The organism is Synechococcus sp. 1G10 (assembly GCF_002252625.1).
Classification (GTDB): Bacteria; Cyanobacteriota; Cyanobacteriia; order PCC-6307; family Cyanobiaceae; genus Regnicoccus_A.
On record NZ_NQKW01000009.1, the window covers coordinates 60459 to 74699 of the forward strand.

Annotated in this window: 10 protein-coding genes and 1 pseudogene; 4 read left to right on the forward strand and 7 right to left on the reverse strand. The window is 60.5% G+C overall.

Going from position 1 to position 14241, the window contains the following annotated elements:
• Positions 1 to 3: 3 nt before the first annotated feature.
• The 7 genes and pseudogenes from CJZ82_RS09875 to CJZ82_RS09900 form a co-directional block, all read right to left on the reverse strand.
• Complete coding sequence (locus CJZ82_RS09875; protein ID WP_094555609.1) at positions 4 to 1176, reverse strand: PP2C family protein-serine/threonine phosphatase; 1173 nt, start codon at positions 1174 to 1176, stop codon at positions 4 to 6.
• Positions 1177 to 1211: 35 nt separating this feature from the next.
• On the reverse strand, positions 1212 to 3029 hold the full coding sequence (locus tag CJZ82_RS09880; protein WP_233130177.1) for an ATP-binding protein: 1818 nt from the start codon (positions 3027 to 3029) through the stop codon (positions 1212 to 1214).
• Positions 3030 to 3044: 15 nt separating this feature from the next.
• Positions 3045 to 3788: pseudogene (locus CJZ82_RS19620) on the reverse strand (histidine kinase dimerization/phospho-acceptor domain-containing protein); the annotation flags it as partial.
• Positions 3788 to 4414 (reverse strand): heme NO-binding domain-containing protein, encoded by a 627-nt coding sequence (locus tag CJZ82_RS09885; protein ID WP_369820046.1) that lies wholly within the window; start codon positions 4412 to 4414, stop codon positions 3788 to 3790. The gene CJZ82_RS09885 and the pseudogene CJZ82_RS19620, both read right to left, overlap by 1 nt.
• Before the next feature lie 56 nt (positions 4415 to 4470).
• Positions 4471 to 5907: an O-antigen ligase domain-containing protein gene (locus CJZ82_RS09890; RefSeq protein ID WP_198949724.1), complete on the reverse strand. Its 1437-nt coding sequence runs from the start codon at positions 5905 to 5907 to the stop codon at positions 4471 to 4473.
• 7 nt (positions 5908 to 5914) lie between these two features.
• Entirely contained in the window at positions 5915 to 7435 is a 1521-nt protein-coding gene (locus CJZ82_RS09895) for a hypothetical protein (protein ID WP_198949725.1), read from the reverse strand.
• A gap of 4 nt (positions 7436 to 7439) precedes the next feature.
• Positions 7440 to 8486, reverse strand: a complete 1047-nt coding sequence (locus tag CJZ82_RS09900) for a polysaccharide biosynthesis/export family protein (protein ID WP_094555611.1) — start codon at positions 8484 to 8486, stop codon at positions 7440 to 7442.
• A gap of 311 nt (positions 8487 to 8797) precedes the next feature.
• On the opposite strand from CJZ82_RS09900, the gene CJZ82_RS09905 reads away from it, so the two are divergent.
• The 4 genes from CJZ82_RS09905 to CJZ82_RS18980 are packed head-to-tail and all read left to right on the forward strand — an operon-like array spanning position 8798 to position 14240.
• Positions 8798 to 9865, forward strand: coding sequence for a polysaccharide pyruvyl transferase family protein (locus CJZ82_RS09905; protein WP_094555612.1), 1068 nt, complete (start codon positions 8798 to 8800; stop codon positions 9863 to 9865).
• Position 9866: 1 nt separating this feature from the next.
• Positions 9867 to 10859, forward strand: a complete 993-nt coding sequence (locus tag CJZ82_RS09910; protein ID WP_233130179.1) for a glycosyltransferase family 4 protein — start codon at positions 9867 to 9869, stop codon at positions 10857 to 10859.
• A complete protein-coding gene (locus tag CJZ82_RS09915; RefSeq protein ID WP_094555613.1) occupies positions 10856 to 12130 on the forward strand; it encodes a lipopolysaccharide biosynthesis protein in 1275 nt (424 codons plus the stop codon). The genes CJZ82_RS09910 and CJZ82_RS09915 overlap by 4 nt, the downstream gene beginning before the upstream one ends.
• A gap of 7 nt (positions 12131 to 12137) precedes the next feature.
• A complete protein-coding gene (locus CJZ82_RS18980; RefSeq protein WP_233130180.1) occupies positions 12138 to 14240 on the forward strand; it encodes a glycosyltransferase in 2103 nt (700 codons plus the stop codon).
• Position 14241: the final 1 nt, after the last annotated feature.

Below are 14241 nucleotides of genomic sequence, written 5' to 3' on the forward strand. Positions count from 1 at the left end.
GGTTCATGGAAAAATTGCTCGGATTACCGAGTAGTCATCCGTGAAACGAACGTCACCATTGGCAGTTTGAATGCGTTCCAGTAGACGATCCAGACCATCGTCGGCACGGAGCAGGTCACGACAGTCCTCAACAAGATCCACGAACTCAGGCAGTGCCCCCATCGGTGCATCCGACCTTGCCACCTCATAGAGCCCATCGCTGTAGACCAACAGACAGGCTCCATGATCGACAGCATGGCTTTCAGTGATGTAGGTCGCGTCTTCGAACAGACCAACGGCCATGCCCTGTCCCCTCAGCCAGCTGGTAGGTGTGCCTCCATCTTCCGACCAGATCAGAGCAGGAGGATGGCCCGCACTGGCGAACCGAAGTGTCCGTGAAGAAGATTGATATACTCCATACCACAGGGTCAGATAACGCCCCTGGTGACGCTCCATCTGAAATCCAGAGTTCAGGGCCTTCAGCACCTCGGCAGGATCATGAAGATCAACGCTCAGCGAGCGGGAACGCAGCTGATTGTGGAGTGAGATCGAGGGAAATGCCGCCGCAAGGCCATGGCCGGAAGCATCGGCAAGATACATCACGAAGTGATCATCGTCCAACCAGAAGTAGTCGAATGAATCTCCACCCAGTTCATGGGAAGGAACGAAACGCGAATCGACCACCACCGATCCTCTGACTTGCACCGGCAGTAGGGACCGGACATAATCAGCTGCCTCTGCCAACTCCTGATCCATTCGCTCCTTCTGACTGCGAAGCTCATCGGCTAGAAGTTGAAGACATTCATTGGCCTGGTGCAGGCGAATACCGGAGCGGACGCGTGCCAGTAGCTCGTCGGGATCGACCGGCTTGCTGAGAAAATCATCTGCTCCGCAGTCCAGCCCGATCACGCGATCCTCAACCCGGGAGCGTGACGTCAGCAGAATGAAATGGGTTGCTTGGAGAGCGGAATCCTGCTTGATGGCCCGGCAGACTTCCAGACCATCCATGCCATCCATCAGCCAATCGCAGAGAATCAGCGTAGGAGGGCTTTGGCGCGCTTGCTCCAGAGCACTTTCACCTGAATTGGCGATCAGGACCTGGTAGCCCTGCCCCTTGAGGCGGGCCTCAAGGATACGGGAATGGATGCGATCGTCATCCACGAGCAGGATCGTGATCGAGGCGGGAGAAGCGTCCATGGCAGATAGCAGAGTGATGCGCAAAAAACCGAGGATCAGGTCTCCAAGGGGCGTCGACGACGCAGGGCTTCGCTCACCCTGCCCGCCTCAACGAGCAAGCGATCAACCGTGTCCTGGGGCCAATGGAGAGGATTGGATCGCAGAGATTCCTCGACCTGTCCGCAGAGTGAGGCCAGCAACTGCGCACCGAGGCTGTCACTGGGAGACCGAAGGGCATGGGCTGCCGTGATCATCCCCTGCGAATCCTGGAGCTGATGGGCCATCACGATCGACGAGACCAGTCGCATGGCATCCTGCATGTACAGATCGATCAACTCTCTGAGCACTTCATCCCCATCCGCTCCAAGAACCTGCTGGAGCTCCTGCCAGGCTGCATCATGGATGGGATCGGCACCGCCCCCGAAAGTGGCCTGGCTTGACTGAGGACTCTCACCCATCGGCTCAGCATCAACGTTCGTCTGATTCTGTCGGGGTTGATAATGCTCCAAGGCATGGACCAAGTCAGATGGAACGATCGGTTTGCCGAGAAAAGCATCCATGCCGGCACTCTTACAGCTCTTCCGGTCCTCAGGGCTGACATGGGCGGTCATGGCGATGATCCAGGGTTGCAGCACCGGCAGGGGCAACCGGCGGATGGCCCTCGTTGCCTCATACCCGTCGAGTTCGGGCATCTGAACGTCCATGAAGAGCACGTCGAAGGGCCGCTCCTGAACGGCCCGCACCGCCTCAGCACCGGAAGGAACGGCGTCGGCCCGGTAGCCGAGGCGATCCAGCAACTTGAGCGCCAGCTTTCGGTTCACTGGGATGTCATCAACCACAAGGATTCGCAGCGGAAGGCGATCGGCCAGGCGGCTAACACCGTCTGCGGCCGCGGACCGGGGGGGAAGAAGAGGCTTCAGCGCAGAGGAAGGGAGGTTCGCCTCCACCGGATCTGACGGGCCTTGAAGCTGACGTACGAGGGCCGAGCGGAGCTGATCGAACCTCACTGGCTTGCCGATCACCACAGGGATTCTGTCGGGGAAAAGCCCCGGCTCCAGCTCTTCATGCCTGTAGGCAAGGACGATCCAGGGATACCGGCTCAGAGGCGGCAGCTGCCAGAGCTGCGGGTGACTCAAAGCACGGGCAGCAGCGAGTAACCGAGCATCGATGACAACCACCACACGGCTCAACGGATCAAGGCTTGGAAGTTGGGCCCACCAGCCGTCCTGAAAAGCATCAGGGGCAGTCACGTCAAAGCCCAGTTGAGCCAGCTGCCGGGCCAAGACCTGACGCAGGCTGGCATTGGGGATCAGGAGCAAGATCGACGCAGCCGAGATGGGGAACGAGACAGGCACTGCAGGGGCAGCTGGGTCCAGTCGCAGCAACAGGGTGAAAGTGAACGCGCTGCCATCCCCTTCGGCGCTGGCCACCTCGATCGTGCCCCCCATCAGTTCGCATAACCGTCGGGTGATCGCCAGACCGAGCCCAGTGCCTCCAAAGCGTCGAGCCATCGACGGGTCGGCCTGGCGAAAGGGTTCGAAAAGCTGGGAGATCAGCTCAGATGGGATCCCGATACCGGTGTCACGGATCTGAATCGTGAATCGGCACGGTGTGGGTAGACCAGGTTCAGAGTCGAGAACCTCGGCGGAGCCCACAACGACGATCTCACCAGCAGAGGTGAACTTGACGGCGTTGCTGAGCAGGTTCCAGAGAATCTGACGCAGACGGGTGAGATCACCGATGACCGCGCTGGGAAATCCGGGCTCGAGATCCAGGATCAGATCCAGATCCTTTTCAACGATCCTTGACCCGATCAGATCAAGTGCCTCTTCAATGCAGATGCGAAGATCAAAGTGCTGCTCGTCGAGATGCATCGCTCCCGACTCGATCTTCGAGAAGTCAAGGATGTCATTGATAATGGTAAGAAGTGAGTCCGTGCTGCTGTTGATGATTTCAACATAGTCCCTCTCAACAGGCCCAAGCTGTGATTCCTGAAGGAGTCCGGCCATCCCCATGATGGCGTTCATCGGTGTTCTGATCTCATGACTCATCGTGGCCAGGAAGGTATCCTTGGCGGAATTGGCATCCTCTGCCGTCCGCTTGGCAGCCTCCAGCTCCTCATTGAGAGAGGACAGGCGCTGGGTGCTTTCCCGCAACTCGCGGCGCTGTGAAATCAGAATTTCATTCAGCTTCTGACTTTCCTCAAGAGCAACGTTCCGAGCCTGCAACAGAAAAAGATAGTCAACCAGAGAGTCCTGAAAAGGAAAGTCGTTAATCTTCAGACCTAAGGAGCTGAGATCATCCAGCTTCAGCACCCAGGGTGTCCCCACGACAAGCAGCCGTTCGTGTTCAACCAGACAGCAGATCTGACACTTGAGTTGAAGGGCAATCGTGCGTGATTCCAGGATCACCAGCTGATCGATGCATTGCCGCAGGCCACCGAAGCTGATGGCGCCTTCAGGACGTTTCAGCCGAAAATGATCATGCAGCAGATCTCCAAGCAATGACCCTCTCTGAAGAATCCGTTCCAAAACGGATCCTGCTGCAAGAATGCGGAGCTCGGAATCGAGTACGAGATGAAAGGGGAGTAACCGGTCAAAATGCTCAACCGATAGCTCAGGTGAAGACGACATCACCTCTGAGCGTGGTCATGAGATACCCCATCGGAATCAGTCTCAGAATTAGTTTCAGAAGCTACTGACTGATCAGAATAGCGTACATGGAAGAGATCTCTGGCATCTCCTCGATCCCGAGACGCTGTCTGCTCCACCATGACGGAATTGCCGAATCTCTTGCCCAGGCCATGCAGAAGCCCGATCACCATCGGAGCAAGCCCCTGGCGCTTCGAGCGATACTCCAGATCCACCGACTGGTCGGCAGCATGCTCGCAGCGGAATGATGGGGGTTGCAACTTCGGGAAGGAAAGGCCTGCCCTGGCATGGAGATTATCCAGATGATCCAGGAATTCCGGCAATGTTTCACCGGTACTTTCGAGCAGCTGTTCATAGCCTTCCGAAGCCGTGTATGTGATCCAGTACTCACCGAAAGCCTGCATGATTTGGTCGCCGGACAAGCCAAGTTCGTCCGAGGCAGCGGCAACTAATCGGTGCGTCACGTCATCGGGATAGGCCTGAAAGGTGGAGAAGAAATCCAGGTCCTCAAGATCGGCTTTCGCCTTGATCCGCTTCCACACATCCTCACCATGCTGTGTGGTCACCATCTGCTGAATGGCCCGGTTGACAAGCCCGTACATCATCATCACTCAGTTCATTCCAAAATCTAGCAAAGCTGATGGGTGATGGTGCAAACAGGGGCTCAAGCGCGTTCTGCCTGAGCATCAAATTCAGGCCTCTCAGCTGAGCGGCTCACCTGCTCATCGCCATCGGTCAACTCAGTTGCAGTGAGAATGAGTTGAGGGCCTACGGCATTAGCCATCGCTGGCGACTTCACTTCTTGCAAAGCCATTCCCATCATGATCATTCCTGGCCAGTAGAGATAGACAAGGATTTCCAGGTTCTCGCCAAAGGTATAGAGAAATAGGATCACGATCATGCTGAGGCCGACGGAGCCCAGCTGATAGCGTGGATTCGATGCACGACGTAGCAGATCAATTATCGTAGCTACCATTGGGACTGCCAGCGCAAAGAAGCCCACGATTCCCTTCACGAACAGCAAGCCGGCCCAGGTGTGATGTGAGCCGATCGGCATCGCCTCTACCAGGTGAGGGCCAGGCTCGACGATGCCATGACCCCAGAGTGGAGCTTCCTTCTCCCATCGATACACAGCAATGCGCTTGAGTGCCATCCGAACACGTGTGGATCCTGCCCTTGCGCCTTTGAATCCGTCCCAGAAGTCACTGATCAGCTGCAGCAGAACCGGAGACAAAATGCCACCGACATACGAGGCAATACCCAGACCTATTAATGTAACGGGTCTTCGGATTCGCGAGACTATGAATATGATAGTGGGTATGAGGATAATGCAAACCTGGGCAAGACGGGATTTGCAGACGAAGCACATCACAATCGAGCCGGCCATGCCGAATATTTTCCAGCGCCGTTCCTTCTCCAGGAGGCTGAGCATGAAGTTCACATTGCCCACGAATCCCAGTGCAGGACCCCAGGGAGTGAACAGGCGCCAGCGCATGTCGCCGGTGCTGCCGTCAATCTCATAGAGCGGCACATCAAAGAATTCGTTGCCAGGTCCGCCGATTGCCCTCAAGGGGGACACATACAAAACCTGGGGGAGGCCCAGATGCGGTGTGAGCAGCAGGATTGGGGTAATGATGAGCGTATGCAGGCCCACGATGCAGATGGCCCTGCTGATGATCTTGCTGCGGATGTTCAGGCATCCAGCGAGGGGGTAAAGAGCCAGCGCTGCCCATCCTTTGCCCCAGCCAATCGATGACTTGATAATCATCGCTATGCCAAGGTTGAAGTCCACATGACCCATCACCAGCGCAACCTGCATCACCAGCATCCCCACCACCCAGAGCCAGATCACCGGCGAGATATTCACTTCCTCGTTCTGCTCAGGGTGATCCATCCCCGCTAGGATCTTGATGATCAGGCAGAACAACAACAGCCATCCCAGAACGGAGCCCACCACATAGAGACCGCCGACCAGCCAGATTGGATAGGTGAAGATAATGGAGTACCAGATGAGGCGCTCCGGCCAGTTCTGAGGCTGCAGATCAGGGGCTGAAGATTGGCAATCATCAGCCTTTGGGCGTATCCAGCTCCTGAGTCCCATGCCTCGCTCAGGTGGAGATCCAGGTCGAGAGACGCTTGATCCAGGGCTTGCGAATCCAGAGAATCCATAGTCCCAGGCTGGTGAGGATGGAGCCGAAGGCGGCCCCTGCAAGCAGCAGACCCTTCTTGGGTGTGGTGGGTGTGGTGGGAAGGGTTGGATCCACGGCCATCTGGATCAGGGGGAAGGCCGCAAAGACATCTGCCTGGCCTAGGTCCAGCTTGGCCAGGGTGGAAGCAAAGACCGCTTCGGCGATCTGCTCGGTCCGCTTGAGACTCTCCAGGGTGGGCTGGCGCTGCGACATCCTCTGAAGACGACCTTCGAGGACGCCGATCTGCTGATCCAGCTTGCTCACCTGAGCTGCCGCACCGATCGCATCAGACTGATAAGTGACCAGGCTCTGGAAAAGCGTATCTCTGCCTGAACCAGTGTTCGTCAGAGCCAGCCGTGTGAGGGTACCGCCCGTGGGTTTTCGGCCCAGCACAGTGCGTGCACGTAGATCCATGGCCTGCTCGGCCGCCTTCTGACGCTTCACCTCCTTGATCATGCGCGGATGATTGGGGCCGAACTTCGAGGTCTGGACCTTGAGGATGGAGGTGGCTTCGCTGTAGTCCTTGAGATTCTGCTGGAAAATCTGGTCGGCCTGCAGCTTGAAGGCATCTGCCGCTTCAGCAGGGCTGAGGTTGAGGTTTCCGCGAAGCTTCTGGAGACGCGCTTCCGACAGAGCTTGCTGAGCCGCGAACTCGGCACGTTGGCGCCGCAACTGTTCGATATTGGTGGAGATCGTTTCGACCTGCTCCGTGGAGTTCAGACCAGATTTCAGCTTGTATGCGGAGACGGCCTTTTGGGCCTCCTCAAGTTTCGAGCGCGTCTGCAGAAGAATGTTCTGTGTTGGTCCCTCCCTCTGATTCATCTCACTGATTCGCAACTGATTCAAGCGTTCCTTCATGGCGTCGTAAAGAGCGAAGGCTTTCTTGCGCGAGACTTCAGGGGATGGTCCGGTCATATCGATCTGCATCACGGTGGTGTTATCAATGTTCTTGATGCGGGGTTCGCCGAAAGTGTCGATCGGTAGTCCAGAATTTTTAGCTGCCTGTTGAATCACCTGCTCACTGCTGAAGATGTATTCGTAATTGGCTCGCGGATCAAACGTCGAGGTGGCTACACCTGCAGAACCACTTGAAGCGGATGTCTGACCGATTTCGGGGAGGTTGACATTCACTGAATTGATGCTGCCAGGCAGAATCAGGGCAAAGCTGCTTGTGTACGTCGGCTTGGCCGTGGCCAGGATCAGCAGACTTGAGCCCCAGATGACGGCGTTCGCCGCCCCACTCACCACGATGTAGCGACTCCAGCGCAGCTTGTCCGTCCGGCTCAGTCCTCCCCACCAGGCGCGGGGATGCTGCGGCCTTGGGATCGGCACGTTTCGCAGCTGCTCGGTGAACAGCCGACGCGCCTTGTACAGTGGATCGGGACCGGTCGATTCCTGCTCCGGTGGTGCCGGCTGTCCTGGCAGACCCAACTTCACCATCTCCTCACGGGGTAATCAGGTCGTAGATCAGGGCCCCTGGGACAAGGATGTCCCTGATCAGTCCCATGACATCTCGAAGGTTGGTCACGCCCGAGTCGTAGCAGGCAACGGCATCATTGGCCATCAGGTAGGGATTGTTGCCGCCGTCGCTGGAGCGGCGCAGGAGTTCCTCCACCCCCCGCTCCAGAACGGTGGTCTTGCCGGATTGCGCGTCGGTGTTCACCAGAACGGCGCGACGTCGAGCATTGGTCAACATGGTGCCCCCGGCACAGTTGCCTGAGACGACCGCCTGGGAAAACCGGGATCCATAGGGAAATGAGGTGGCGTCTCTCCCGATCGCCGAACTGGCATTGCTAGCTGACGGCACGGTGAGATTGGAGATGAAAATCTTGACGCCGATTGGAGTGATCTGGGAAGGCCTCACGATCGTCGGGTTGATCACCCCGGTGTCGGGGACCACCACCCTGTCGCCGGCGATCAATGGCACATCAATGAACGGCTCACCGGTGAAGATCCCGGAAAGATCGAGGACTTGTCGGCGCCCGCCTCGGACCAACTCCACCGAGCTGACATCCGCAGTGGGAGTGACACCACCAGCCTGGCGGATCGCGGCGGAAAGGAAGCGCTTGAGTGGCGCCTGACCGGAGAGTTGAACAGGTGTCTGGGTCTGTTCTGCATCGCTCCACTCGTTGATCAGGACCCGCCCAGGTTGAAACGTGGAGCCACTGACGAACACCTCGACCGGTGCCCACTGCACGACATTTACGCTGACCCTGAGAAAGGAGGGTTGGAAGTATCCCTGTGCGACGAGTGCCTGGTGAATGCGTTGCTCCACTTCCCTGGGCTCGATTCCAGAGGCCTGGATTCCCCTCACATAGGGAAGTTCCAATTCACCGCTAAGACTGACTTCGAAGATTCCACTGAATTCCTCACCTTCGGGGATGGTGACCTTGACCCGATCTCCAGCAGAGAGGGGAAGAGCAAGAGCAGGGGAAGCCGGCAATGCCAGTGCGATCAGGAATACGGCCACCGAAGCAAGACGCTTCACCATGGAGTTTGATCACCGGGCATGACTGAGCACTGGGATGCCTGAGGAGCGGGTTGATTGAATCCGCACGCTGGCACCCAGGGGGTACACCATTCCGTCAGATGGGTGCGCAGAGGCGCAGCGGGATGTGAAAACTCTGTCATGGCCTATAGGCGCTACCCTAGCTTAAACGCTGGAGAGAATCTCAGCCGCTCATTTGCAGGTAGCTGCCGTAGTCCTTACGGCAGCTACCTGGGGAATGACGAGGTAGGGCGCACAAAAGGGAGACATGCTCTTTGGGTCACGCGACAGCTCACCACATCCCGGATCCATCGGTGCGTATCGGCCTGATCAATGCGTACAGCACCCTGAACCTGGGTGATGCCGCCATATACAGCGCCCTTCGGTCCTTGCTGCCGGATGCGGACCTGGAAGCCCGCGTGCAGGACTCTGAGCCCGATCCCAGCCTGGGGATCACATTTTTGGAGGGTCGCCCCGTCGATTGTTCCGCCTACGTGAGCGTGGGTGGCGACATCTTCAATAATTCACGCGAGTGGCTGATCACCAAGGCGTTTCTCAAGAACCTTGGTGAGCTCACCCGTCACCCTGGCCGCACGGTGCTGTTCGGGCAGTCGATCCCCCGCTCCTGCCACGGTCTGAGTTTTTTCGCCCTGAGCCGCTGCCTGCGTCGCCTGGCAGCCGTGTGCGTGCGTGATGCCCAGAGCCACCAGCGCCTGCGTAAAGCGGGGGTCGAAGCTCGGCTGTCCTTCGACACCGCCTTCGTGCTGGAGGGCTCGGAGCCCGCGCGCCATGCCGCTCTCGCCCTGTTCCAGGCCAGCAATCTTGATCCGTCTCGCTCAGCCGTTGTGTCGGTGCGGGCTTTCGACAGCATGTATACCCACGACAACGAACTCTTCGTGGACCGCATGGCAGCCCTGTGCCGCGGGCTCGAGCAGGCCGATCTCACCCCCGTGGTTCTGATCCAGTCGCGGGCCTATGGCGCTGACAACGATCTTGAGGTGGCACGCCTGATCGCCGCCCAGGCCCCAGGAACCGTCATCCTCGACCCATTCCTCAAGGATCCAGCTGTTCCCTGCTGGCAACTGGCCATGGCGGTGTTCGAGCTGGCTCAGAGGGTGATTGCGGTGCGGTATCACACGGCTGTGCTCGCCTTGGCTACCGGCAAGGTGCCCTTTCACCTGCATTACTCCAACAAGGGTCAGGATCTGTGTGAGCGTCTGCAGCTTCCGGGCTCGGCTCTGGGCGACTTCGATCCGGCAGCCACCCTCCACGCTGTGCTGTCGGCACCTTGCGACGGCTTTGATCACCATGCCCTTCGCGATCAGGTACGGCGTGATTTCGAGTGGTGCATGGGGAGGCTGACTCCCTTAGAGAGGCCCTGAGATGCGCGTCCTGCATGTGCTGCCGAGCGGCGGCATGGGCTGGAGCGGCGGCATCCGCCCCACCCTCCGCAGCCTCGCCGACTCGGAGCTCGGCGGTCGTCACAGCTTCGAGGTCACTGGCCAGGATGAGCTCCGGGGCACCCTGGCCGACTGGCCGGCGGATCTGCTGGTCTGGCATGTCGCCTGCTCCTGGAGGAGCCTGCCCCGCCTGCTGGCCTGGCGTGGTCGGCGACAGATCCTGTTCGAGCACCACTACTGCGCAGGGTTCGAGCACCACAACGTGCCCTCTACCCGGCGATTTCGAACCATGCTGCGCCTTAGCTATGGCTGCATGGAGCGGGTGGTGGCGGTGTCTCGGGGGCAGCAGGCCTGGATGAATCAGGCACGGCTGCTGGCACCCAGGCGTCTGCGGTTGCTGCTGTCCTCCCGGCGGCTGGATGAATTCCTGGCTCTGCCCCTTCCCAAGCCATCCCCACCGGGAAGTCCCCTGCGGCTGCTGGCCTACGGACGCCTCACCCCTCAGAAGGGTTTCGATCTGCTGATCCGGGCGATGGCCCGCCTTCCCGAGGCTCCGCTGCGATTGCAGCTTGTGGGCGATGGGCCCCAGCGGCAGGAGCTGGAGCAGCTGGCGGCCGGCGACCGGCGTATCAGCCTGGTGGGCGCGCGGGACGACATCCCTCAGCTGCTGGCGGCGGCCGACGCCGTGGTGGTTCCCTCGCGCTGGGAGCCCTGGGGCAATATCTGCCTGGAAGCCCGCGCCGCTGGCCGTCCCGTGATCATCTGCCCCGTCGATGGACTGCCGGAGCAGGTTCAGGGCTGCGGCCTTCAGGCCACGGCCGGCACTGAGCAGGCGCTGGCCGCGGAGCTCGAGACCCTGCTGCGGAGCAGCCAGGCGCAGCGCAGCCATTGGTCAGAGGCTGGCCGCCTCTCCGCCGGGGGTTCCTGGCAGGACTATCTCGAAGGCTGGGCAGACCTGCTGGCTGAACCCCGATGACTCTGCTTGAGCGGCTGCGCCGCCGGATGCCCAAGGACAGCTTCTTACGCAACATCGGCTGGATGGGGATCGGAGAGGTGGGGATCCGCGTCTCCAGGCTTCTGGCCACCGTGCTGCTGGCACGTCTGCTCACCGCTGAGGACTATGGCGTTGCCGCGATCGTGCTGATGACCACCGAGTTCGTGCGGGTCTTCACCCGGAACGGCATCGGAGACAAGCTCGTGCAGGCCGACGCGGACGAGGTCAGCGAGCTCTGCCAGACGGCCTGGTGCCTGAACTGGTTGATCGGCATCGGGCTGTTCGTGGTGCAGCTGGGCGGATCTTTTGCGGTGGCCCGCTTCTACGACAACCAACGGCTCATCCTTCCGATCATGCTGGTGGGCTGCACTTATCTGATCTATCCGCTGGCCATGGTGCAGACGGCCCTCGTGCGCCGCGAGAACCGTCTCAAGATCTTCAGTCTCACCAACCTGGCCCAGGTGGTGGCCGACAACCTGCTCACCGGCCTGCTGGCGGTCCTGGGCTTCGGCATGTGGGCGATCGTTCTGCCCAAGCTGCTGGTGGCGCCTGTGTGGGTGGGAATGATGCTGTATCACCAGCGCTGGCGGCCCCGCGCCGTGTTCACCCTGGAGCGCTGGCGACGGATTCTCGGCTTCGGCAGCCGCATCCTCGGGGTGGAAATGCTCAACACCTTCCGCGAGAACGTTGACTATCTGTTAATCGGCCGCTTCATCGGCATGAAGGCACTTGGGGTGTATTTCTTCGCCTTCAATGCGGGCCTGGGCCTGAGCCTGAGCGTGATCAACGCCCTCGGGGTATCGCTCTATTCCGATCTCTGCCTCGTCAGTTCCCAGCCGGATCTGTTACGCCAACGCTTCGGCCGGAACCTGATCACAATTTCCAAGGTGATTGTCCCCATTGTTTTGCTTCAGGCGAGCCTGTCGCCGCTGTACGTGCCGCTCGTGTTCGGCCAGAAGTGGGTCACGGAAGGGGCGGTGCCGATCCTCGTGCTGATCTGCCTCTCAGCCCTCTCTCGCCCCTTCGCCAACGCCGCCTCGATGCTGTTGCGCTCCGTGGGTCTGCCTCAGGTGGATCTGATCTGGAACTTGGCCTTCACCGTGGTGCTCACCCTTGGCGTTCTGGTGGGAACCGGCTGGGGGAGTCTGGGGGTGGCGGCCGCCGTTGCCGTGATTCACCTGGGTCTGCAACCTCTTTACCTGCTTCTAGCCCGCCGGCTGGTGTTCGGCCAAGGGAAGTCCGTCACCGTCTGAAATCCCCATGCACGCTGCCGGCTCCTCTATCGAGACCCCAAAGCCATCGATGCCGCGCGTCTCGGTGGTGATGCCGATTCACAATGCCGCCACCTTTCTGCGCCAGACCCTGCGCACCCTGCAGGAGCAGAGATTCGGCGACTGGGAACTGATCGCCATCGACGACGGCTCCCGCGACGACAGTGCAGCCATCGTGGCTGAGATCGCCCGGGAGGACCCCCGCATCCGGCTGCTGCAGCAGCCCAATGCCGGGGTCTCGATTGCCCGCAACCGGGGCGTGGCGGCCAGCCAAGCGCCGTTGATCGCCTTCCTCGATGCCGACGACCTCTGGCATCCCGACAAGTTGCAGCAGCACGTGGCCCGCCATGAACGGGACCCGGGGCTGGGGGTGAGCTTCGCCCGGGTGGAGTTCCTCACGCCCGCCGGGATTCCCACGGGCCAGGTGGCTTCCCAGCCGCGATCGCTGCTGCGGCCCGCCACCTTTCTCTACGAGAACCCCACCACCACCACCTCCAACTGGGTGCTGCGACGGGAGGTGTTCGAGGCGCTGGGCGGCTTCATCCCGGAGATGAGCTATTCGGAGGATCTGGAGTGGTTGCTGCGGGTGGCCTGCCAGGGGAGGTGGCGGATCGAGCTCATCAATCGGGTGCTCACCTACTACCGCACCAGCGATGGGGGGCTCTCTGCCAGCCTGGAGCGAATGGAAAGTGGCTGGCTGCGGCTGGTGGTGGAGGCTCGCCGCTATGCCCCGTCTCTGGTGGACCAGCATTTCGCCAGGGCCCAGGCAACGCATCTGCGTTATCTGGCCCGCCGTTCCCTGCGGTTGAGGATTCCGCCGGAGATGGGCAGCGCGTTCATGGCCCGGGCCCTGCGCTCGGATCCCTGGCTGCTGCTGCGCGAACCACGGCGCACCGGCCTCACGGCGCTGGCGGTCTTCGGCCGTTCCATCCTGGAACCACTGCGACGGCGCCAGACCGACAGCCATGCCGCCCCGCCTGCCCTTGCTGCCGAACCGCTCGCCGTGCACAGTGCCGTTTTCTCCACCGAACCCCTGGTGTCGGTGGTCATGCCGCTCTACAACTCGGCCAGCACCGTGGCCGCCAGCCTGGACTCGGTCCTGGCGCAGACCTATCTCAACATCGAGATCCTGGTGGTGGACGACGGATCGACGGACGATGGGGTGAGACTCTGCCGCCAGTACGGCGATGCCCGCATTCGTATCGTCCAGCAGAAGAATCGCGGCCTAGCGGGAGCTCGGAACACCGGCATCCGAAACGCCACCGGGTCGATCCTGGCCTTTCTCGACAGTGACGATCTCTGGCTGCCTGAAAAGGTCGAGCGGCACGTGCAGCACCTGCGGGCCAATCCAGTGGTGGGGGTGAGCTATTCGCGCTCGGCTTTCATCGACGCCGCCGGACGACCGCTGGGCATCTACCAGACCCCACCGCTGCACGGGATCACCCCGGAGCTGATTCTCTGCCGCAATCCGATCAGCAACGGGTCGTGCGTGGTGATGCGTCGGGAGGTGCTCGACGGGATCCGCTTCGAGGCCAACCTCTACGGCAGTCCAGAGAGCTACTGGTTTGACGACAGCTTTCGCCAGTCGGAGGACATCGAATGCTGGCTGCGTATCGCCCTGCTGACCCAGTGGCGCATCGAGGGCATCCCCGAGGCGCTCACCCTCTATCGGGTGAGCAGTGGCGGACTCTCGGCCAACATCGAGAAGCAGTTCGCCAGCTGGCAACGTGTGCTCGACAAGACGGAGCACTACGCCCCGGAGCTGATCCGCCGCCATGGCGAGAGGGCCTTGGGCTACCAACTGCGCTATCTGGCCCGCCGCTCCATCCGCGAAGGCCAGCCACGCCTCGGCGTGAAGCTTGCCCATCAGGCACTGAACCACTACCCGCGCCTGTGGCGCGAGGAACCGATCCGCACCCTGATCACCCTGGCGGCGGCACATCTCGGGGTGCTGCTGCCTCAGGGCCTCTATAAGCTGCTCGAGGGGTTGATGATGAAGATCACGGGTCTGATGCAGCGCCTGAAGATGGGGCGCCAGGCCCGTGCACTGGCACCCCACTCCGGCTCGCTGGCGGAATCAGGAGGGAAGTGAG